Annotated in this window: 20 protein-coding genes and 1 riboswitch; of the genes, 6 read left to right on the top strand and 14 right to left on the bottom strand. The window is 32.5% G+C overall.

The genetic code is table 11. The features are described 5' to 3' along the window. Window positions 1-66 precede the first annotated feature (66 nt). Window positions 67-1,032, bottom strand: a complete 966-nt coding sequence (locus CIW83_RS11650; protein WP_094901345.1) for a L,D-transpeptidase — start codon at window positions 1,030-1,032, stop codon at window positions 67-69. A 211-nt stretch (window positions 1,033-1,243) separates the two neighbouring features. Here CIW83_RS11650 and sufC point away from each other — a divergent pair, with 211 nt between their 5' ends. The 5 genes from sufC to sufU are packed head-to-tail and all read left to right on the top strand — an operon-like array spanning window position 1,244 to window position 6,127. Beyond that, window positions 1,244-1,999, top strand: coding sequence for a Fe-S cluster assembly ATPase SufC (gene sufC, locus CIW83_RS11645; RefSeq protein WP_094901343.1), 756 nt, complete (start codon window positions 1,244-1,246; stop codon window positions 1,997-1,999). Between the two features lie 11 nt (window positions 2,000-2,010). Continuing rightward, complete coding sequence (sufB, locus tag CIW83_RS11640; protein WP_094901341.1) at window positions 2,011-3,417, top strand: Fe-S cluster assembly protein SufB; 1,407 nt, start codon at window positions 2,011-2,013, stop codon at window positions 3,415-3,417. 11 nt (window positions 3,418-3,428) lie between these two features. Beyond that, window positions 3,429-4,481 (top strand): Fe-S cluster assembly protein SufD, encoded by a 1,053-nt coding sequence (gene sufD / locus CIW83_RS11635; RefSeq protein ID WP_094901339.1) that lies wholly within the window; start codon window positions 3,429-3,431, stop codon window positions 4,479-4,481. Beyond that, a complete protein-coding gene (locus CIW83_RS11630; protein ID WP_094901337.1) occupies window positions 4,474-5,712 on the top strand; it encodes a cysteine desulfurase in 1,239 nt (412 codons plus the stop codon). The genes sufD and CIW83_RS11630 overlap by 8 nt, the downstream gene beginning before the upstream one ends. After that, entirely contained in the window at window positions 5,702-6,127 is a 426-nt protein-coding gene (sufU, locus tag CIW83_RS11625) for a Fe-S cluster assembly sulfur transfer protein SufU (RefSeq protein WP_094901335.1), read from the top strand. Before CIW83_RS11630 ends, sufU begins: the two co-directional genes overlap by 11 nt. Before the next feature lie 29 nt (window positions 6,128-6,156). Here the strand turns inward: sufU and CIW83_RS11620 are convergent, their stop codons facing one another. The 4 genes from CIW83_RS11620 to CIW83_RS11605 all read right to left on the bottom strand — a co-directional run bounded on the left by CIW83_RS11620 (window position 6,157) and on the right by CIW83_RS11605 (window position 9,960). After that, window positions 6,157-6,717: a GNAT family N-acetyltransferase gene (locus tag CIW83_RS11620; protein WP_094901333.1), complete on the bottom strand. Its 561-nt coding sequence runs from the start codon at window positions 6,715-6,717 to the stop codon at window positions 6,157-6,159. 15 nt (window positions 6,718-6,732) lie between these two features. Next, window positions 6,733-7,353 (bottom strand): TetR family transcriptional regulator, encoded by a 621-nt coding sequence (locus CIW83_RS11615; RefSeq protein ID WP_094901331.1) that lies wholly within the window; start codon window positions 7,351-7,353, stop codon window positions 6,733-6,735. A gap of 458 nt (window positions 7,354-7,811) precedes the next feature. Next, window positions 7,812-8,957 carry a glycerate kinase gene (locus tag CIW83_RS11610; protein ID WP_094901329.1) on the bottom strand — a complete coding sequence of 382 codons (1,146 nt, stop codon included), beginning with the start codon at window positions 8,955-8,957 and terminating at the stop codon, window positions 7,812-7,814. Between the two features lie 46 nt (window positions 8,958-9,003). Further along, window positions 9,004-9,960 carry a D-2-hydroxyacid dehydrogenase gene (locus tag CIW83_RS11605; RefSeq protein WP_094901327.1) on the bottom strand — a complete coding sequence of 319 codons (957 nt, stop codon included), beginning with the start codon at window positions 9,958-9,960 and terminating at the stop codon, window positions 9,004-9,006. Window positions 9,961-10,206: 246 nt separating this feature from the next. Beyond that, window positions 10,207-10,341: riboswitch (cyclic di-AMP (ydaO/yuaA leader) on the top strand. Window positions 10,342-10,350: 9 nt separating this feature from the next. Here CIW83_RS11605 and CIW83_RS11600 point away from each other — a divergent pair. Next, window positions 10,351-11,061 (top strand): cell wall hydrolase, encoded by a 711-nt coding sequence (locus tag CIW83_RS11600; RefSeq protein ID WP_094901325.1) that lies wholly within the window; start codon window positions 10,351-10,353, stop codon window positions 11,059-11,061. Between the two features lie 285 nt (window positions 11,062-11,346). On the opposite strand, the gene CIW83_RS11595 is transcribed toward CIW83_RS11600, so the two are convergent. The 9 genes from CIW83_RS11595 to CIW83_RS11555 all read right to left on the bottom strand — a co-directional run bounded on the left by CIW83_RS11595 (window position 11,347) and on the right by CIW83_RS11555 (window position 21,900). Further along, window positions 11,347-13,602, bottom strand: a complete 2,256-nt coding sequence (locus CIW83_RS11595) for a hypothetical protein (protein ID WP_094901323.1) — start codon at window positions 13,600-13,602, stop codon at window positions 11,347-11,349. Window positions 13,603-14,219: 617 nt separating this feature from the next. After that, complete coding sequence (locus CIW83_RS11590) at window positions 14,220-15,035, bottom strand: GNAT family N-acetyltransferase (protein ID WP_094901321.1); 816 nt, start codon at window positions 15,033-15,035, stop codon at window positions 14,220-14,222. A gap of 71 nt (window positions 15,036-15,106) precedes the next feature. After that, window positions 15,107-15,775, bottom strand: a complete 669-nt coding sequence (locus CIW83_RS11585; RefSeq protein ID WP_094901319.1) for a nucleotidyltransferase domain-containing protein — start codon at window positions 15,773-15,775, stop codon at window positions 15,107-15,109. 108 nt (window positions 15,776-15,883) lie between these two features. After that, the gene (locus CIW83_RS11580) at window positions 15,884-16,813 is read right to left on the bottom strand and encodes a D-alanyl-D-alanine carboxypeptidase family protein (RefSeq protein ID WP_235601304.1); all 930 of its coding nucleotides are present in this window, start codon (window positions 16,811-16,813) and stop codon (window positions 15,884-15,886) included. 266 nt (window positions 16,814-17,079) lie between these two features. Continuing rightward, window positions 17,080-17,601 (bottom strand): GNAT family N-acetyltransferase, encoded by a 522-nt coding sequence (locus tag CIW83_RS11575; protein WP_158220104.1) that lies wholly within the window; start codon window positions 17,599-17,601, stop codon window positions 17,080-17,082. 115 nt (window positions 17,602-17,716) lie between these two features. Continuing rightward, a complete protein-coding gene (locus CIW83_RS11570; protein WP_094901313.1) occupies window positions 17,717-18,631 on the bottom strand; it encodes a CPBP family intramembrane glutamic endopeptidase in 915 nt (304 codons plus the stop codon). 321 nt (window positions 18,632-18,952) lie between these two features. After that, on the bottom strand, window positions 18,953-19,165 hold the full coding sequence (locus tag CIW83_RS11565; RefSeq protein ID WP_094901311.1) for a hypothetical protein: 213 nt from the start codon (window positions 19,163-19,165) through the stop codon (window positions 18,953-18,955). 285 nt (window positions 19,166-19,450) lie between these two features. Next, window positions 19,451-21,049 carry an S-layer homology domain-containing protein gene (locus CIW83_RS11560; protein WP_094901309.1) on the bottom strand — a complete coding sequence of 533 codons (1,599 nt, stop codon included), beginning with the start codon at window positions 21,047-21,049 and terminating at the stop codon, window positions 19,451-19,453. A 284-nt stretch (window positions 21,050-21,333) separates the two neighbouring features. Next, window positions 21,334-21,900: a DUF3841 domain-containing protein gene (locus CIW83_RS11555; protein ID WP_094901307.1), complete on the bottom strand. Its 567-nt coding sequence runs from the start codon at window positions 21,898-21,900 to the stop codon at window positions 21,334-21,336. Window positions 21,901-21,917 lie beyond the last annotated feature (17 nt).

Raw genomic sequence — 21,917 nt, 5'->3', positions numbered from 1 at the left:
AAATTGGAAACTGTAAATCTTCAATTTAAGATTAACGACTATAGTTTTAAAAGCGTAGTCTAATATTCATTTAAATAATATACCGTATTCTTTGAGCTTTATTTCATTTCCTATCCATACAGGTGTACCTTTATCAATTAGCTGATATAGTATTTCTACATCTTGATTATACATTCTAACACAACCTAAGGATACGTATTTTCCAATGCTTTCTTTATCAGAATTTCCATGTATACCATAGGACCCTCCACCTTTTATACTCAATCCCATCCATCTTTTGCCAAGAGGATTATTTGGTGCTCCGCCCTTTACAGGCTTATATTTTCCTGCTCCTCCCCAGTATGGATTCACAAATTTCGTTACTATTGTAAATTTGCCTTCTGGAGTATACTCAGGAGCCTTTCCAGTTGCTACAGGATATCTTTTTATTATTTCTTTTCCTGATAAATGATATAAGGTATTATTGCTTTTATTAATTATTATAAAATTCCCTCCAGGGATTTCAGTTGTAAATTCCAACTCTATTTCTGGAACACTTATCTTATTTAATTCTATATCTTCATTTATCTTATGATATGTATTCTTACCGACTATACCATCAGATGTCAGCCCTTTTTCTCTTTGATATCTAGCTACTATCTCTTTTGTCTTACTATCATAATAATATCCTCCTGCTATATCGACATATCCTTTCTTCTCTAAAAACCTCTTGAGTCTTACAACTTCTTCACTAGATATCCCTTCCTTTAATATTAGCCCATCAACATTAAATTTTGTAATAATTTCTATTTTATTTTCTTCTTGGAATTCTTCCTGAGCTTCTTGCTGTATTTCTATTATAATCTCCTCCATATTTTTTTCTATTTGTTCATCTGTTAGTTCTTCCTCAAACTCTTCTTCCATTAGTTCTTCCTCAATTTCTATACTTTCTACAATACTTGTGTCTATATGGCTTAAATCATTCTTTACTTGACCACCGACTATAACTTGCTGAAGTATCATAAATATTACTATAAACTTATTTAACTGCATTTCAAGCCTCCCCTTTCTACTAGATTTTATAATCTATATGTCTTCTTTTATTGTATTCTTTGTAGCGAAGGATTTATGAGTAAAATTAAAATACAATTAATTCCTAGTAAATTAGTCTATTTACTTTTTTAAACCACAAGTATATAATTATACTTACATCGATGATAATCATTATCAAGTGATAACTTTTTTCATATAAAGGAGGGTTTTTATGCCAAATAATTTACTTAGTATAAATAATTTAAAGGTAAATATAGAAGATAAGGAGATTTTGAAAGGACTTAATCTCCACATTAATCATGGTGAAATCCATATTATCATGGGACCTAATGGTGGAGGAAAATCAACTCTGGCATATACTTTAATGGGACATCCAAAGTACGAGATTATAGATGGGGAAATAGAATTTGAGGGAGAGCTGATAAATGATTTAGCACCTGATAAGAGAGCTAAAAAAGGAATATTTCTATCCTTCCAATACCCAGAGGAAATTCCCGGTGTTACAGTAGAAGAATTTCTGCGAACTTCAAAAACATCTGTTTCAGGAGAAGCTCAAAAGCTTATTCCTTTTAAAAAATTACTAAAGGAGAAAATGAAACAGCTAGAAATGAAAGATGAATATGCATCTAGATATTTAAATCTAGGGTTTTCAGGAGGAGAAAAGAAGAAAAATGAAATCCTTCAAATGTCTATTCTTGATCCCAAGCTCGCAATCCTAGATGAAACAGATTCCGGGCTTGATGTAGATGCAATAAGGATAGTAGCTGAGGGTGTAAAGAATTTTAAAAACCAAAAAAATTCTATATTAGTAATAACTCACTATAATAAATTACTCGATTATCTTCAACCCGATTATATCCATATCTTACTTGATGGAAAAATCGTTAAAACTGGCGGAATAGAACTAGCCAAGGAAATTGATGAAAGAGGATACGAGAATATTAAAGCTGAGCTTTCCAGCAAATAGAGGTGAAAAATATGGAAAGAAAAAAAACATATATTGAAGATATTGACAGGGGAATCTATGATATCAAAAATAAATTTACCTATAAATATAAATCAGACAAAGGTTTAAGTCCTGAAATAATAAAAGAAATTTCAAGAGAAAAGAATGAGCCGCAATGGATGACTGATTTTAGATTGAAATCGCTAGAGATATATAACAGTAAACCTATGCCTGCTTGGGGAGCAGATTTATCAGACCTTGATATGGATGATATTATAACCTATATCAGACCTAATTCTGATATGAAGAATAGTTGGGATGACGTACCCGAAGATATAAAGAAAACCTTTGAATTATTAGGTCTTCCCCAAGCGGAAAGAGAAGCCCTAGCTGGAGTTGGAGCACAATATGATTCAGAAGTTGTCTATCACAATATCAAAAAGGAATTAGTCGAACAAGGTGTAGTATATACCGATATGGAAACTGCATTAGAAGAGTATGAAGATATAGTTAAAGAATATTTTATGACTTTGATCCCTCCAAATGCCCATAAATTTGCTGCCCTCCATGGAGCTGTTTGGTCAGGAGGTTCTTTTGTATATGTCCCTGCTGGGATTCAAGTAGACATTCCCCTTCAATCGTATTTCAGACTTAATGCACCGGGAGCAGGTCAGTTTGAGCATACCTTAATAATTGTGGAAGAAGGAGCAAAACTCCACTTCATAGAAGGCTGTTCTGCTCCCAAATATAAAGTAAACAATCTGCATGCTGGCTGTGTTGAGTTATTTATAAGAGAAAATGCAACTTTGAGATACAGTACCATAGAAAATTGGTCCAAAAACATGTATAACTTAAATACGAAAAGGGCCTTAGTAGATAAAAATGGTACTATAGAATGGATTTCCGGCTCTTTCGGATCTAAAGTCACTATGCTTTATCCTATGAGCATATTGAGGGGAGAAGGTGCAAAATCAGAATTTACAGGAGTCACCTTTGCAGCAAAAGGACAGTATTTAGATACTGGTACAAAGGTTGTTCATGCAGCACCACATACAACATCGACGGTTAATTCTAAATCTATTTCCAGAGATGGAGGTCATGCCTTTTATAGGGGACTTCTTAAGGTGGCTAAGGATGCCTATGGATGCAAATCATCAGTATCCTGTGAATCATTAATGCTTGATAATAAATCCAGATCAGATACTTTGCCTATAATAGAATTAAATAATGACAATATAGACATAGGTCATGAGGCTAAAATAGGCAGAATCAGCGATGAGGCTATCTTCTATCTTATGAGCAGAGGAATTAGCGAAGAAGAAGCCAAGGCAATGATAGTCAGAGGTTTTGTGGAACCAATAACTAAGGAGCTTCCACTTGAATATGCTGTTGAACTTAATAACTTGATTAATATAGAACTTGAAGGTTCTATTGGATAAGGAGGGATAAAATGCTTTGGAAAAGAATTGGTTTAGAGGATTTTCAGTTTCCTAATGTTTTGAATTACACAAAAGATTATATAAAAATCGAAGGAGAACTTCCTATTGGAGTAGAATTAAATAGGACAAATGAAGATATGGATAACTATTTTAATGCACCTAAAATTCAAGGGGTAGGAGATAGATTTGTTTCCTTTGTCAATAAATTTTATAACAGCGGCATAGGCTTATCCCTTCCCCCGAATACTAAAATAAATAGTCCTATAAAAGTTGAATTTAATATGGATAATGAAAATCCTATTGTTATAGATAAAAATATTATTATAGCTGAAGCTGGAAGTCAAGCAACAATTGTTATTGATTACAGCTCCAATGAAGAAATAGAAGCTTTCCATAATGGACTTACAATTGCATATGCAAAAGAAAATTCGGTAATCAACATAATAAAACTGCAAAGAATGAACGATATATCTCGGAACTTCGATTCAAATATTGCCTTTGTGGAAGGACGAGGAAAGGTAAATTGGATATCTGTTGAGTTAGGAAGCAGTATTAGCGGTTCTAGTTATTGCACTATTTTAGAGGGTGAAGCAAGTGAGTCCAATCTTTCTTCCATATATCTAGGTGATGGAATACGCAAAATGGATTTGGAGTATTCCATGATTCACTGCGGTCCTAGAAGTATAAGTAATATCGAAACTAAGGGAGTTCTCAAAGATAAATCTAAAAAAGTATTTAGAGGAAATCTTGATTTTAAGAGAGGTGCCAGACATTCCAAAGGTTCTGAGGAAGAGTATGTAATATTACTTGATCCTACTGTAAAATCAGATTCCATACCAGCATTATTGTGCGGTGAAGATGATGTAGAAGGAGAACATGCAGCTAGTGCAGGACAAATTGATGAAAATAGGCTTTTTTATCTTATGAGCAGAGGATTGAGCGAGAGAGAAGCAAAAAAATTAATCGTAGAAGCATCCTTTAGACCGATAATTGATAAAATTCCCTTAAAGGACTTACGTAAATTGATTAGCAGTGAAGTTGAGAGGAGAATTATAGATGCTTAAACTAAATCCTCAAGAAATAAAAAAAGACTTTCCTATATTTAATCAACAAATAAATAATAATGAACTAGTATATTTAGACAATGGTGCTACAACACAGAAACCTATACAAGTCATTGATGCCATGAGTAATTATAACAAAGTCTCTCATGGAAATCCTCATAGAGGTGCTCATCAGCTTAGTATAAGGGCTACAGAGGAGTACGATTTAGCTAAGGAGAAAGTAAGAGAGTTTATCAATGCTAAAGATATAGAAGAGATTATTTTCACCAGAAATACTACGGAGTCCATCAATCTAATTGCCTATTCCTATGGAAGGGAATTCATTAAAGAGAATGATGAAATAGTATTAGCTATCTCAGAGCACCATAGCAATATCCTCCCTTGGCAAAGAATAGCAAAGGAGAAAAAGGCAGTATTAAAATATATGTATTTAGATGAAGAAGGAAGGATTTCTCTAGAAGAAATAAAGAAAAAAATAACCAATAAGACAAAGATTGTATCTATTGCTCAGATGTCTAATGTTCTGGGAGTTATTCACCCTCTTAGTGAAATAATAGACTACGCTCATAATAAGAGCTCCATAGTTGTAGTAGACGGAGCTCAAAGCACTCCACATATGTCAGTAGATGTTCAACATCTTGATGTAGATTTCTTTGTCTTTTCTGCCCATAAGATGTTAGGTTCTATGGGAATAGGAGTATTATATGGTAAAAAAGAATTGTTAGAAAGTATGCCTCCATTTTTAATGGGTGGAGATATGATAGAATATGTCTATGAACAGGAATCCACCTTTGCCCCCCTTCCACATAAGTTTGAGGCTGGAACACAAAATGTAGAAGGAGCTGTAGGACTTAAAGCGGCAATTGATTATTTGCAAAATATAGGTCTAGATAATATCCATAAACATGAGAAAATCCTAGTGGAATATGCATTGGAAAAAATGCTTTATATACCTTATGTGAATATTCAAGGTCCTAAAGATTTGGATACGAGAGGCGGCATAATATCCTTTACAATAGATGATATACATCCCCATGATATAGCATCTATTTTGGACTCCTATGGTATAGCCCTTAGAGCAGGACATCACTGTTGTCAACCTTTGATGAGGTATCTTGATGTTCCTGCAACTTCTAGGATAAGCTTCTATCTCTATAATACAAAGGAAGATATAGACCAATTTATTGAAGGAATTAAAAATGTAAGGAAGTGGTTAGGTTATGGATCTTAATTCAATTTATACTCAACTTATTATGGAGCATAATAAAAATGGACACAATAAGAAATCCTTATTAGATTCAGACATCACTGAAAGAGGGCATAATCCCACCTGTGGTGATGATATTTCCTTGCACCTAAAGCTTGATGGAAATATAATAAAGGATGCTTCATTTACTGGAGTTGGATGTGCTATATCTCAAGCATCTACATCTATGATGATAGATTTAATAAAGGGTCTAACTATAGAGGAATCACTAAATTTAATAAAAACCTTTATAGGTATGATAAAAAAAGAAATCACTGACGAAAATGAACTAGAGAAATTAGAAGATGCTATAGTTCTTCAAAATATTTCTAACATGCCTGCTAGGGTAAAATGTGCTGTTTTAGCATGGCATACATTGAAGGAAGCAATATCAAAATAAAGACGGTAAAAACCGTCTCTATTTTGATACTACTCTGCACCTCTATCCACATAATCTCTTTTAATATATTCATTTTGAAGAATTGCCATATGAATTATATCTTGCCATTTCCCCTCTCTAAAAATGCTTTCTCGTAATCTTCCTTCATGTTGAAAACCTATTTTCTCATATAGATTAATAGCTTTGCTATTAAAAGAAAAGACCCTTAAATACACTCTATGCAGATTCATTTCAAGAAAGCTATAATCAAGAAGTAATTTCATCGCTTCTGTTCCATATCCTTTGCCCCATGATGTCTTATCTCCAATATCAATAATACATTCAGCGTTACGATTTTTATAATCAATATTAATCAATGAAGTAATCCCTACAGGATTATTAGACTCCTTTTCCACTATTATATAACTCCTTGAAGATCCTGAACCTAAAATTACTTGACTAACAAACTCTTTTGTCTCGTCAATATGATAAATATCTAAAAATGGAGAAGTAGATTTCATGACCTCTATGTCATTTCTCCATGTATGATATAACTCTACATCTTGTAATGTCATCTTTCTTAAAATAATTTTAGAAGACTCAAATAACATAATAACACTCCTTTACTATTCTATAATTGGGCAAAGCATTTCTCTCAATGTAAAAAATAAGATATCAATTTGCTCATTTACCTTAGTGACTTCTATACCTAAATTAAATGTATCTAGCATTAACCCATCTATGAAGGAAATAATATATAAAGCAATTGACTTTGAAGGCATACAAGGTTTGAATTCTTCTTTTTTAGCCCCTTCTTCAATAAATTCTTTTATTGAAGAAGCTAACTCCTTATACCGCTCTATTACATAGGGATTACTTGTCTCATTGGAATTACGATATGTTGTCAAGAAGAATTCCGTCTTGCAAAGTAAAAGGGACTGATTAATATATTCAATATTTTTTTGTTGTATTCTGATCCAGTTTATTAACTGTTGCCAAAAAGAAGATCTATCCTCTTTTTTAAAATAAAGAATATCCATTTTATCTTCTAACTTGAGAAGTTCCTCAAATACATGCTGAATATTATTAAAATAGGAATATAAAGCACCTCTTGATATACCTGCTTCATCAATAATATCCTGCATTGTTGCTTGTATATACCCCTTCTGTATAAACACTCTTTTGGCAGCTTCCAATAATTCTTTCCTTTTATTTGTTTTATATTGATTACTTACTTTTGGAGACATATTCTCTTTCCTCTTTTCTATTGTAATACTTTAACAAATTCTGATTCTGCAAAGCAATTTGTTTATTCCAAATACAAAATAGACATTGATGTCGTTTTAATTTGATTATAAACGACATCAATGTCTATGTCAATATCTTATAACACCTATAGGGGAAAACAATTCACTTTTATTGGCTTTCATGGTATAATGTTTTGATAAAAATAGCTTTAATATTTATTAGATATGGTGTTGTACATAATATGGATTTTTGTTGGAGAAATACTTCTGATCAGGAACTAAAAGAACAACCGAGATTTTGTTCTTTTCAAGCTGCTAGCCTTGGTACTGCTAAACTATACAGCATTTTAATGGAACAGTTTTTACTTTACAGCAGCTATTTTCCAAATTTAAGAAGAAGTAATGCTGGTACTTTCTACAGCAGTGCGTCAGTTTTGCCGCACTGTTGTTTCTTGTTCCTAGCAATTTAAGTTCATCAACCTTATTATATTTTCAGCTGTTTTTTCCATATTCTCTTGTCCTTTCTCTAATGCTTCTTCCAATGTTGTTATATCTCTTGTTATACTAAAAATAGAATCAATCCCCATAGTATATAGAATTTCTATATTAGATCCTACTCTTCCTGCCAATGCTATTACTGGTTTATTATATCGTTTTGCCGCTTTAGCAACACCAAGAGGAGTTTTTCCAAATTTAGTCTGAAAATCAATTGACCCTTCACCAGTCCACACCATATCAGCAAGAGACAATTTTTCTTCAAGTTTTGAATACTTAATTACCATATCAATACCTTTATTTAATTTACCATTTAAAAATGCCATAAGTCCCGCACCAAGTCCTCCAGCTGCACCTGCACCATATACATGTAAAATATCTATTCCTAATTGTCTTTTTATTATCTCAGAATAATGTCTCAAATTATTATCCAATATCTCCATCATTTCAGGTGTTGCCCCTTTTTGTGCCCCAAATACATAAGAAGCTCCTTGTTCTCCACATAAAGGATTATCAACGTCACAAGCGACATCTACAATAACATTTTTTAAACGATTGTCAAAATTAGATAAATCAATGGTAACTAATTTATCTAATTCTTTTCCTCCAAATCCTAACTCCTTGCCTTCTTTATCAAGAAACTTACCGCCTAATGCTTGTACAACTCCTATGCCACCATCGTTGGTTGCACTTCCACCTATACCTATTAATAATTTTTTCACATCATGATTTAAACAAGCTTTTATAAGCTGTCCCGTACCATAAGTAGTAGTTATTAAAGGATTTCTTTTTTCTAGTGGCACTAAATGGATGCCGCTGGCACTTGCCATCTCAAGTATACCAGTTTCTCCATCTCCTAAAATGCCATAACTTGCTTCTACTTCATCTCCTAATGGTCCTATTACACTTATTGTATATATTTTACCATTTGTAGAATCTATTAAAGACTGCATTGTTCCTTCCCCACCATCAGCCATTGGTACATGTATACAGCTAATACTACTATTAGCTTTCTTAATTCCTCTTTCCATGGCCTCACAAGCCTCCTTAGCAGTCATACTTTCTTTAAATGAATCAGGTGCTAATACAATAACAAAATCTCTTTTCATTTCTGCCCTCCGAACATTATTCAGAAATCTTTAACTTCAGTAATGACTAATTCACTACATTGATTGGATTACCTTCTATGAATGACCTTAAATTTTTTACTGCGATATCCATAAGTCTTTGTCTACTTTCCCTTGGTACCCATGCAATATGAGGAGTGATAATTATATTTTTAGCATCAAGAAGTGGATTATCTAATTGAATAGGTTCTATTGATACTACATCACATGCTGCCCCTGCTATCTTTCCACTGTTTAAAGCATCTCTTAAATCCTCTTCTACAATTAACTGACCACGAGAGGTGTTAATTATCATAACTCCATCCTTCATCTTTCCAATCGTATCCTTATTAATTATGCCCCTTGTTTCTGGAAAAAGTGGACAGTGTAAAGAAATCACATCTGATTTCGCCAAAAGTTCCTCTAAGTCAACATATTTACAAGTCTCTGTTTCAAACTCTGGCCTTCTATTATTACTTAGTGCTAAAATATTCATCCCTAAGGCCTGTGCAATTTTAGCAGTTCTTTGACCAATTCTGCCAAATCCTATGATTCCCATAGTTTTACCATCAAGTTCGACCATTGGATGATTCCAAAAACACCAGTCAATATTATTTGTCCAATCTCCTTCTTTTACTGCATCTGAATGTGCACCAATATGATGACAAAGCTCTAATAATAGAGCAATTGTAAATTGAGCAACTGCATTAGTCCCATAAGTTGGAACATTGCATACAAGAATGTTCTTATTTTTTGCAGCTATAATGTCTATATTGTTATATCCTGTCGCCAATTCACCAATGAATTTTATATTAGGACATAGATCAAGAGTCTCTTTTGTAATGGGAGTTTTATTTGTATAAACAATATCAGCCTCTCCAATTCTTTCTGCAATCTTATCTATTGGAGTCCTATCATATACTGTTAGTTCTCCTAAGGTTTCTAGCTCGTCCCAGCTCAAATCTCCAGGATTTAAAGTATATCCATCCAAAACTACTATTTTCATAATATACACCTCATTAAATTAAATTTATATAGATATAAGCAAACAGAACCACCTGTATCCATGCTATTAGGGCATCCCATTCCCCCCGCTTTCTAGCCATACAGTTATTATATTCTATATCTAACCTGATATCCATATTAATATATATATGGATATTATACTATATTTTACATATGCAATTTTTGGTATATTAGACTTTCGGGTTTACATAATAAATATCTTCTTATATAATATCCATATTGCATATCATCATAACTGCTGAATCCTAGATATTATAGGTACGGAGGAACCATTTAAGGGGTTAATCCACATCACTGTGGTAGGGAGCCTTCTATCCCGAACCCGTCAGCTAACTTCGGAAGCCTTATTACGGAAGGAGTGTGTATGTCAATGAAAGGAAAAAGAATATTATCAATTTTAATAGTTTTAATATTATTATTGGTACCAATAACTGGAGTATTTGCAAGCGAAAATTATAAAACATTGAAATTTAGCAGTAAAGGAAATGAAGTTTCTAGGCTTCAGCAGAAATTGCAAAATTATGGATACTATACAATCTCTATAGATGGTATCTATGGAAAGGTGACAGAGAAAGCTGTTATTAACTTTCAGAAGGATAATAAATTAATTATTGATGGTATTGCAGGAAAACAAACTCAAACAGCACTATATGGTAAAACTACCACTGTCTCAAGAGGGACAAGCTCTTCTAGAAGTTCTGTAAAAAGCTATAGTGATGCTGATTTATTATGGTTAGCTAGAATTATTGAAGCAGAAGCAAGTGGAGAGCCATACAATGGAAAAGTAGCAGTTGGAAATGTAATTCTTAACAGAGTTAATTCTAAAGAATTTCCTAATACTATATATGGTGTAATTTTCGAGTATTATGGCAGTATTCCTCAGTTTAGTCCAGTTGCTGAAGGAACTATATATAATACTCCATCACAAGAAAGTATAAATGCAGCTAAGGATGCTCTAAATGGAGCAAGACCAGTAGGAAATTCAACATATTTTTTCAATCCAGCTAAAGCAGCAGGAACTTGGATTGTAAAAAATAAGACCTATGTAACAAAAATAGGTGGACATAGTTTCTATGCATAACTATTTACTTTAAAAGGGGTAGACATCTGTCTACCCCTTTTAAAATTCAATAAAAACACATAAGAGAAAAAAATCGTTATCAATTTTATTTATCAAGATTTCTTCATTCCCTTATTTTATCTACAAATTTATATAATAACACCTCTACATGTATTTCTTTAAACATTTTGCACTATTTCATACCAAAGAATAGCTACAAGACGCTTTGCTTGAACCTTTAGACCTGTATTTTCATTTTTAATTATCAATTCATCCATTCTCTGTCCTATATCTGCTTAATATGCGTTAAAAAAATTTATGGAATCTTCCTTCTCCGTTGCACTCCACTATATCGTTCATCAACACTCCTAGGGGTATAAACAAGTAGTCCAATATCAAGGCTGCCGCTATGGTTCCAGTATCATTAAATAAGAAGATAGCTATACCACCAAAGAGAGTTATAATAAATCCTTTAAATAAGTTGGGATAATTTTCACGGATTTTCACTAAAATTTCACTTTTCCATCTATACAATAAAATGGATAAAATCACTTGTGAAAATAAAATGATATTCCATGAAGCATTAATTAAATTCCAGAAAACTTGTTTTAACTTATAACCAATTATCTCAAAAAATTTACTAAAACCGCCTGTTATTAAAGATTCTAATGCCTTTCCTGCATGAGTAGGATTTGGATTAAATAAGACATCTAATGCGGCCAATAATAATATTCCTACAATAACTCCAATAACTATAATCATTATCTTTTTAAAAGAAAATTTTTTATCAAAAACTATTAGCAGAATTAACAAAGCAATCAGCATAGCAGACAATGTACCACCCATATTAGCTCCAAAGAAAGGACTGAGACCCACTATCACTAAAATCATATACGAAGTTATAAATACTGCCATAGTAGGTTTCTTAATTTTATATAGATGAAATAATGAAAAAAAGCCTAACAAAGTAGAGCCCAGCAATATACCCATATAGTCATTACCTATGCCGTAAAACCTACCACCTGCAATAGCATCAGATCCTAATGGAGAAATAATCATTAGTTTTTTCACAAAGAAGATATCTATCAATAGAAATATACTGGTTATTAATCCCAAAGTGGCCATGGTCATCCATTTTTTATTAAAAATTCTATTTAAAATATAGGATATAATAAAAGCACCGCCAAATACATAAAACAAATCAAAACCTATGTATTTATAACCAAATAGCGAGACCGTCATCATTGTTAAAGGAACTGCCATTATTGTCAAGCTTAAATAATTAAGTATCTTATTAGGTAGTACCTTCCATTTTATAAATCTAGGTAAGTAAAATCCTACTAAAGCAATGCCTACCAAAACAATAAAAGCCTGATGAAAGACATTGCGATACTTCCTTAAATATAAACTTTGTGCTTGACTTCTAAGTAAAACCTCAGTAGGGTTTTCATTGCTTATTACTTTCATTGGTTCTCCGATAAAACTTCTAGGTTCAGCAATTCCAAAAAAATCAAGGATAGTAGGTCCAAAATCAAAATTAGTGACTAATCCTTCTCTACGAGTTGTATTGGATATTAGCAATCCTTTTTCAGTGTTAGCACTCGACATAATTATAGGAGTTAAACCAAAATTGCCTTGATTAACCACTTCCTTGGAAGGATTAGGGGTTATGATCATAAATAAAGTTTTTTCCTGATCAACTTTATTCATAACCTGACCAAGGAATGAATCAGCTCGTTCAATAGCTTTGATTTTTTGCTCTTCCTTAATATCATCTGTAGTTAATCGATTTGCTTTCTGCACTCTCACAGTATCTCCATAATCTATAAATAGCATATTTACATGAGGCAAAATACGTTCTACTTCTTCTAATAGCTTTTCTTGATTTAACTTAATTCCTCCTAATACATTAACATCAGTCATTAATAAATCAGATTCTATAGAACCAAAAGGAATTATACCATTTTCATCCATAGCCAACAAAGTAGCTTCTCTAGCAGGGACATCTATGTCACTATTTCCTACTACTCCAGTTACAAGACCTTTTTCTTTGGCTATTTTCCCCAAAAGTCCTACCTGATTGTTAGGAGTAATATCTAAAGCAGTTCTTTCAATATCTCTAATAGCTATATTTATAATCTCACCATCTGGAGGAGTTTTTCCTGTATACAATTTATAAATATCGCTGACTGTAACATATTCTGATACTAAGCTATAATCTGAAAGAGGGTACATTTGATTTCTTGGGAAGGCTAATCCACCTTTAGTAGATGCCAAAGTTCTTACTCCCATACCTAAACTAAGATAGGTACTCCCTCTATTAGACAAACTTGACCTTGCTCTTATATTCATAAAACCCATAGCTCCATTTTCCAACAATACATCTATATTTGGAGTATGGCTGTTAAGTACATCTTCTAAGCTAATTTCATCCAATATCAATATGATTGCCTTTTTGTCTTCGATTTTATCAGAAGCAGCTACTGACTTAGAAATTGGCATACCTAAAACTATACACATGGCTAAAGCCAGGTTCAATATGTTTTTGAAAATTTTTTTCAATTTAATGTTCCTCCCTTAAAGTAATTTCCATAAAACGACCTAATGGATTAACATAAAAGTTAAATGACAGTCATTGGATAAATCTTGGAGCATTTATAAATCTATTAAAATATTAATCATTGCTCTATAGATTATTGCCTTTAAACTCATTTAATTTTCAATTTTATTATATTAAAATAAAAAAATATCTTGAATTCTAATCAATCAAGACATTCGCTTTCGCTTTATAATCTTCAAGAATCATTTAAAGGACTTAAATATAAACTTATACTAGCACAAAGTGATTTAGATTTCAACTTATTATTTATAATTAAAGCTTCTCTATTATTTAATAAAGTTAAAAATTAATCCACAAAAACTCCCCTGAAATCATGGCCTAAGGGAGTAAAAACCTACATATATCCTTATGTTCTTAATCATGAAATAATGATGTGGTAAATAGCCGCCATCTATTTGATCTAAAAAATAATTTTAAAAAGCATCTTCGTTGTTTCTAAGATTATATTCATTTATTGATTTATCAATATTTAAAATATCCATGAGAAACACAACTTTTCTACTATAAGTACACTTAGCTGTGCATCATTAAATATATATACATTTACCAAAATTGTATACTATATATCAAACCAATATACTTGATCTTGCTTTATGAATTTAAATCCTGCTTTTTCTGCCAATCTCTGCGATGCAGAATTAGATTCCATGCAATCCCATTGAACAGTCACGCCTATTCTTATACACTCATTTACAAACTCCCTAGTCAATATTAACCCTAAGCCTTTATTTCTATGCTCTTCCTCAACATATATATCAATGGGAATAATATTATTGAATCTTCCAGTTCCCACAATTACAGCAATAATTTTATTTAAATGCACTGCACAAAATGCCGAACTTTTTCTAATAAAAGTATCAAAGTTTTCCCATGATTCTAGTATTCTCTCAGTCACTAAATTTCCATTTTGAATATTTCCTCTATCTATTAAATTCCAAAGCTCATAATCAACTTTATATAACTTATATTCTTCTGTCAGACTAAATAATTCAGTAATTTTATCATTTGTCCTAAATTTGTATTCATTTTCTTTTTGCATTTCTCTATCATAAAACATTTTCAGTATATATCTTTTTAAACTATCATTTTCAATGGAAAACTCAAAATAATCAATTCCTTTTGCTTTTAATATTATAAACAGTTCATTTTTAATAAATGCTTCAATGCTTTTATATTCTTCTTTAGATTGAATATCTCCTAGAAATGCAAAACTTCCCACTGCATAAGACTCTGCAATTGCAATATTTGGATTTTCAATATTATCAACCCATAAATTTCCCTTACATTCACCAGAAACTATCCCTGAAAAACTTGGACTCCAATCATTTGTTACTTTCTCATAATTTATAATCTTCAAGCCATCTACTTTGATCATACCTGTAAATACCCCCCCACATGATTCAAATTTTATCTATCATAGGTCATTTCTCTTATTCATAATAGTCATCAGTAGGATTGTAAAAGATTACTGCTCCAAGAGATGATTTTATCATAATATAAGACTAAGTCACTCTCATCCATTGCAGTTAACTTTTCTCTCTCTATACAAATGTTCAATATTTCTTTATCTATACCGTCCAAGCGTTTTTCCAAATCTATCTTGCTGCCTATGTATTCGTTTGTTTCATAAAAATACTTAGCTTGCAAAATAAAAAATGCTGACTTGTAAAGCACTGATAAAACTTCGGAGCTATTTTCATAGATAAAATTATGGCAGCATCCATGATATAGATTACACGCACCTATTTTTATAGCGCGCTTAACATCCCCTTTGTCAATCAGTGGCAACAAATAGTCTATGCTACCGTAGATTGACTGCGTATCATAGTAAAATTGAAATAGATCGGATTTTTCCCAACTTAAAATTTCATTTTGCCCAGAAATAAACCCGCAAGCTTTTTCTCCATAAGGCATTTTGAATATTATCTCCCGATATCTTTTCAAATCTTCCATAGTCAGTTCATTTAGGATAACTACAATATCTATATCACTGTTATCACCAGCTTCTCTACGTTTGTAACTTCCCTGTAGACCAATAAAAATCACATTATCTCCATATTCCTTTTTTATTTTTGAAACAAGTTCATTTATCCAATCATCTATAAAGAAAGTCATATTCTCACCTCGTAAATTCTATTCCCTTATAATTACATTATAAGCAGTTATGGAATATTTTACAATAACTCTGCAAAATTGCAGATATTCGATATAATCTTTAAAAAACTATTCTTCTCCTAGACTGTTATACACTGTCAATGCATCGCTAATATTGAACTGTTCAGATCTGTTATCTCCCTTCGCACCAGCTGTAATCAGAATGTATTCTTCTTCACCTACTTTGGCAAGACTTGCTAGACATAAGCCAGCCATATCTGTATATCCAGTTTTTCCCCCTAAAATTTTTCCATCCATAACATTGGGTGTATCAAGGTTTTTAAACATTGTACTATAAAATGTAATCCCATCAGGATGTTTGTTCGTAGACTTGGATGTATGGCGGGAAGAAGTGAAAATCTCTCGGAATGTATCGTTCTCAAGGGCATGATTAAGAAGTATAGCCAAATCTTTGGCTGTTGTATAGTGATCTTCATCATGGAGTCCAGTAGTATTTTCAAAATGAGTATTATTCATGCCGAGATCTATCGCCTTTTGATTCATCATTTCTGCAAATTTCTGCTCTGACCCTGCAATTTCATCAGCAAGTCCAATACAGCACTCTGCACCACTTGGAAGCATAACTCCATATAACAAGTCAATTGCCCTGACATTCTCGTCTACTTGAAATCCTGCCATGGATGCATTCGCTTCATATAATCCCTGAAATGTAGAGTTTGTAAGTTTGATTTCTTCCTTCAAATCAGGTAAATTTTCTATCGCAACAATTGCCGTCATTATTTTAGTCAAAGAGGCTGGATAGATTCTTCCTTCGCTCTTTTTTTCCATCATAACAGTATTGTCATCTATACGGATCAGAATAGCATGAGTACTTTGCAGGCTGTCAGAAGGTATAAAAGCAGAATCGTAGAAGGGAACCGGCACAGTTTTATCATTACTGTTTTTATCAGATAAATTCCAAGCTCCAGGGATAGAAATAAGTTTGTAAATAAGAACAGCAATGATAAACATCGATGGAAACATCAGAATCCTTTTCATCTTTGATTTTTTCTTTCTTTTTTTTGATGTCATAATAAAACAGCTCCTTCTTTTGTGATTATTTTATTTAATCACATAATAAGGAGTCATGTTGGAATTTTTTCTTACAAATATCTTACGAATATCTTAATATTCTTTTGTGACTGAAGACTCACAGTAATATTGTATATTCTTCATTACTTCTCGCTATAATAATCGGAGCTGGTATCCTCTTAAGTCATAATATATTTATAAAACATAAGTTTTAATTTCATTAATACCCTTTACTAAAGAAATAAATTCATAATTATTACTGTATGTTCTTTATTTCCATAGGTATTTTTTACTCTATCCACTTCAACATATCCCATTTGACACCAAAATTTATATCCTCTATAATTCTCTTCTACTACTCCAATTCTTAATAACTTGCCATGTTCTTCTAAAACCCAACTTTTTATAAGATCATGTGATTTTCTTCCTAAGCTGTTTCCTCTTTCACTTGGGTCAATCATCAGTAAACCTATCATCCATTCTCCAGCTATTTTATAATCTTTAATGATATCAATTACCGCAATTAAAATACCATTCTCTTTATAAACTCCGAAAACATACTTGTCTTTCAACTCTTTATCAGGAGGCAAATCAAATAGAATGCTTTTTCCCGCATCTTTTTCAGGCGGTCTACCTTCAATTAACTCCGAAAAATCTGAACATCTTTCACATAGGGCTTGTACATCAATCGCATCATCACCTGATAGCAGCCTAATATTGTATTCATGCTGCCCTATTATCTTATTTCCTATCAATATTAATCATCCTTTCTTACGTTCCAACAAGCAACAGATATCCACATGCCTTATTTGGACAATAATGATGCCATTTAAGACTGGTGGAATCTTGCAAATTATATTTTCTCTTATATTATCTATTTCTATCGTATTTCCTCAATTTCAATATTAATGCAACAATCGCAATCAATAATGTAATTGTTGTGACTAGTCCACCTTCAGGGCCAAAATCCCCTCCTGTAAGTAAGTTGGCACCTACCTGTTGTGTTTGAAAAATCTTTTCACCATTATCAGCAAAACCACTGACAGGAAGACCATAGATATTTCCAAGAGCAAGGTTCCAAGCAAAATGCATTCCGCAAACTCCCCATATATTTCCGTTAAGAATAGCATAACTTGCGAAAAATATACCTGATAACGTCAAATTTATAAAAGATAAAACTGTTACTCCAGAACTAAATAAATGGAGAATACCAAATATGATCGCTGTGATAGCAATTGACATAAGAGGGGTGCAGTTTTTTTCTAAACTCGGAATTAACCATCCCCTTATTGCAATTTCCTCCGAAGCACTTTGTACAATCCATCCAAATGCTATGATACCAATATTTATTATCATATAGTCATATTCTACTTGGCGATATTGTAATTTCACCGCTCCTATAAAATCCAATATGGCTACAACTATTGTTATAGTGCATAGGCCAATTATAAATCCAATTATATATGATTTTAAAGGTTTTCCAGCTTGAAAACCAATGGAATTCACTGGGCGTTTTTCTATAAATTTTACCCATAAAAAGAAAACTGCTATTTGCATTCCACAGACCATCAACTTTCTTAATGCAATCACAGTATTGTCACTAACATTGCTTGTAGACTCAAAAATATTTAAAACTGATAATGCTAGCAAACGCCCTAAGGCAAGTCCAATTATCCACAATAAAAAATAGACTATAATGGTTAATTGAATATTTAATTTTATTTTACTTTTTTCTCCTTGCAGAAACAGAGCACTTTTTTTAAATTGTAGATTTAAATTTCTCATATGACCTCTTATACAGTATTTTATTAATATAAAATATATTTTAATTGCTTTAATATTCCAACTCTAACAAGGAAACGTAAGATATATACTTACACTCTCTATAAAAGTACACAACTCTCAACATGCAGTGAAGATATAAAAAATCTGCTGCCCTTGATAGCTATCACTATATTTCAAATTAGCTTTTCTCCTGAAGGACTCCAACAAGTAACTGCGTTTTGGATATCCACAGATATCTGGTAGATTCGCCAGTAAGCATATCGTAGATATTAAGTCCGTTGATCATTATATTGTTTACAGTTCCTTTCAGATTGTAGGCAATCATTCGCTGATCTGGAACCATGAAACTCCACCTATTTCTATACCTTCTGCAATGATTTTTTGGTTGCTGCCATCTATATCACAAAGAATTAGAGTGTTTTTTATACCATTACCTTGTAACACTAGTATCTTATTTTCATCAGGAGATGGAATCACATCATAAACAAATTTGATATTTAATTTTATCTTTTCCTCGATAGCCTGATTCAGCATAATTAAACTTTCATCGAAATACGTATAAATTATTAAATTTAAAAAATATTGAGCAACATCAAATTAACATCGCCAAAATTATAATCCCTTTACATGATAATTCTTATCAACCAAAGGGATTATTTTTATTATACCAATCAATATTTTAAGTTATCTCTTGCTGTCATATAGCTCAGATTCATAATTAGAGAAAGTTTTCATATCCTTATAAAGATAACTGGCTGCAAGAATAATAAAGTTCTCCAAATAAAAACCATAGAGCATTGCTTCTTTAAAGAATACTCCCTATTTATCAGATATCTGCAAATGTTCTACAGTTGAGAAAATGTCTTCAAAGGCATGTGAGCCAAGACCGTAAAGTAATTGTGTAAAGTTCAAGTCGTGATCGTATCCATCATAAATATTAACTGTCAAATTATCTTTCCCCAATTCTTTAAAACGGTTTTGAACATCATAGGTACCTTGAACAGGGCAATTTGCATCATAAGTACCCTGGAAGATATACATAGGAATATCAACCTTAGTCATTATATCCTCGGTTTTGGGCAGCTCAAAATGGGCCTTAAACCAATCTGTCATGAGCGGAGGCATAATTGTTGACATATTTTCTGCAATCCATTTATCATCATTATTTTCAATTGCTTCAAAAAGACCATCTTTAACAGGGGTCATCATAATAGTAAAATCCTCTACGGTTATTAAGCCATCACTGTCCAAATCAATATCCTTAAATGCAATTCCACCCAGTAAACTGTCTATAATTTCATTGGGATCTGTTTCATATTGCTCCTTTGTAATCTTTTCAGCTCCAGCAACGTTAAACAAAAGTGTATAATTGAAAAATGACATTCCGCCACCTAACTGGTACTCCAATACATCACGCATATTATCGTTGCAATATCCCATAAGTAGTAGCGTATCAGCTTCTGCCCCATATTCCGATACAGCCAGCGGGGCTATAATGGTCCCTTCGCTTACCCCTAGGAGTATAACATCTGCGTCTGACAAACGAGAATCTTGTTTTAATTGCTCAATCATATATTTGATATCCTGAGCTATATTTTGAGGAGTATATTGTTTGTAGACATTTTCATCAATATCAGCATAGTGGGGTTCTTCATCCCCCAAACTAGTGCCTCTTGTATTATAAGTAAAAAAAGCTGTGCCATCACTGGTAAAGTTATCCGCATATATATCCAGATATTTAAACCTGATGCCTGAAATGTCATTTTGACGGCGCATTTCATAAGTATTAGGACCCGTACCATGAACGAATATTACAAGCCTATCAATTTTTTCTTCCCCTGCTGGTACAGAAAGCCTTCCGGCTACTTCAAATCCGTTAAATGATTTAATGGTCTTAATTTCATCTTCACGGCCCTGCAGCCCAAGAGATTTAATTGCGGCAACAGCATTATCCAAATCTACTTGTGACAGTGGTTCACTGCCGTTAAAATTACCGTTTTCATCAGCTGATAAAATGCCGCGGGCTACCACCCTTTGAATACTACCCACCGCCCATGAAGGCAACTCCTTCTGATCCGCCAAAACTGGACCATCCATAGGCTGGGGCAATTCCATTAAATTATCCAACGCTAGGGCCGCTTCTGCACGAGTAATAATATTGTCGGCACGCACGGAACCATCGGTATACCCTGCTATATATCCATTCCTCTTTGCTGCCATTAACTCAAAATAATCCTCAGCTTTCAAGTCAATATCTGAAAATGCTTCCTCCGTACCCAATACCGTATAAATATGAAAGGTTTCATTTATCATTTTTATAAAACCCCTCCTTGAAATGTTGCTTTCGGAAGCTCGAACCGTAGATATAGGTCCAACTATAAGCAATAAAGATAAAAATAAAGCTGTAAATTTCTTCATAACATTCTCCTCCTAACTCTTTTATTTGAAAGAATATACCCCCTGCATCCAAAAGGCAAATAAGTCTGTTTCTTAGACGGAAAGTATGATATACATTATATCAACTATTAATATAAATAAAAAGATATATACAAATTTATACGCAAAATATGGGCAAATCTCACCTTTTGCTCATGTCTATATATTCATAAGTTGGTAATGCAATTTTAGTAGCAAGAAAATATAATATTTTCTCAGGTGCAGCAACAATTACCTGACTGTTTCATTTGAATACAACTCACTGTTTATATATTATCTGACACTATCCATTCTCTTCGAAGTTCCCATAGAGCAGCTTGATTTGGCTTTGATAAATCTATATTATCTTCAAACAAAGAATCCCAGCTTTTTTTCACCTTTTGCTTTAAATGAGGATAAAAATTAGTCATATAGATACTAGCTTCATTTTTGATTCCTTGTTTTTCTAGAGATTCATTATATTCAATCCAATCCTTTTCATCTTTAGGTATATAAGCTAAGTTTAATATTCTATTCCATTTGAATGGATCAAATAGAATTACATTTTCAATTTCTACTTCTATCTCTAAGACTTGGCTATCCTCATGATTTTCAACATATTTTAAATCAGTAAATAGCCATATTGGATATTCTGCTCCCTCTGGCTTAGGCACTATATTTACAGCATTTCTAATGAACCAGTTATAAGGTTCTAAAAAAACATTAGCTACATTTTCATATTTTTTAATGATGAATTCTTTTTTAACATGGTATATTCCCTTTTCTCTAATAGTATCTAAAACTATCTCACTTTGAGATGTATATAATCTTATCTTTTTACTTGATTTAGACATAGATTCTACCACCTCCC

This window comes from Tissierella sp. P1 (assembly GCF_002266425.1).
GTDB lineage: Bacteria > Bacillota > Clostridia > Tissierellales > Tissierellaceae > Tissierella > Tissierella carlieri.
The sequence above is the reverse complement of the archived record's forward strand: the minus strand, read 5'-3'. Positions and strand labels throughout refer to the sequence as shown.

Coding starts and splice junctions, on each gene's coding strand:
- CIW83_RS11650 (WP_094901345.1), bottom strand. CDS start 1,032: ATGCAGTTAAATAAGTTTATAGTAATATTTATGATACTTCAGCAAGTT.
- sufC (WP_094901343.1), top strand. CDS start 1,244: ATGCCAAATAATTTACTTAGTATAAATAATTTAAAGGTAAATATAGAA.
- sufB (WP_094901341.1), top strand. CDS start 2,011: ATGGAAAGAAAAAAAACATATATTGAAGATATTGACAGGGGAATCTAT.
- sufD (WP_094901339.1), top strand. CDS start 3,429: ATGCTTTGGAAAAGAATTGGTTTAGAGGATTTTCAGTTTCCTAATGTT.
- CIW83_RS11630 (WP_094901337.1), top strand. CDS start 4,474: ATGCTTAAACTAAATCCTCAAGAAATAAAAAAAGACTTTCCTATATTT.
- sufU (WP_094901335.1), top strand. CDS start 5,702: ATGGATCTTAATTCAATTTATACTCAACTTATTATGGAGCATAATAAA.
- CIW83_RS11620 (WP_094901333.1), bottom strand. CDS start 6,717: ATGTTATTTGAGTCTTCTAAAATTATTTTAAGAAAGATGACATTACAA.
- CIW83_RS11615 (WP_094901331.1), bottom strand. CDS start 7,353: ATGTCTCCAAAAGTAAGTAATCAATATAAAACAAATAAAAGGAAAGAA.
- CIW83_RS11610 (WP_094901329.1), bottom strand. CDS start 8,957: ATGAAAAGAGATTTTGTTATTGTATTAGCACCTGATTCATTTAAAGAA.
- CIW83_RS11605 (WP_094901327.1), bottom strand. CDS start 9,960: ATGAAAATAGTAGTTTTGGATGGATATACTTTAAATCCTGGAGATTTG.
- CIW83_RS11600 (WP_094901325.1), top strand. CDS start 10,351: ATGAAAGGAAAAAGAATATTATCAATTTTAATAGTTTTAATATTATTA.
- CIW83_RS11590 (WP_094901321.1), bottom strand. CDS start 15,035: ATGATCAAAGTAGATGGCTTGAAGATTATAAATTATGAGAAAGTAACA.
- CIW83_RS11585 (WP_094901319.1), bottom strand. CDS start 15,775: ATGACTTTCTTTATAGATGATTGGATAAATGAACTTGTTTCAAAAATA.
- CIW83_RS11580 (WP_235601304.1), bottom strand. CDS start 16,813: ATGAAAAGGATTCTGATGTTTCCATCGATGTTTATCATTGCTGTTCTT.
- CIW83_RS11570 (WP_094901313.1), bottom strand. CDS start 18,631: ATGAGAAATTTAAATCTACAATTTAAAAAAAGTGCTCTGTTTCTGCAA.
- CIW83_RS11565 (WP_094901311.1), bottom strand. CDS start 19,165: ATGCTGAATCAGGCTATCGAGGAAAAGATAAAATTAAATATCAAATTT.
- CIW83_RS11560 (WP_094901309.1), bottom strand. CDS start 21,049: ATGAAGAAATTTACAGCTTTATTTTTATCTTTATTGCTTATAGTTGGA.
- CIW83_RS11555 (WP_094901307.1), bottom strand. CDS start 21,900: ATGTCTAAATCAAGTAAAAAGATAAGATTATATACATCTCAAAGTGAG.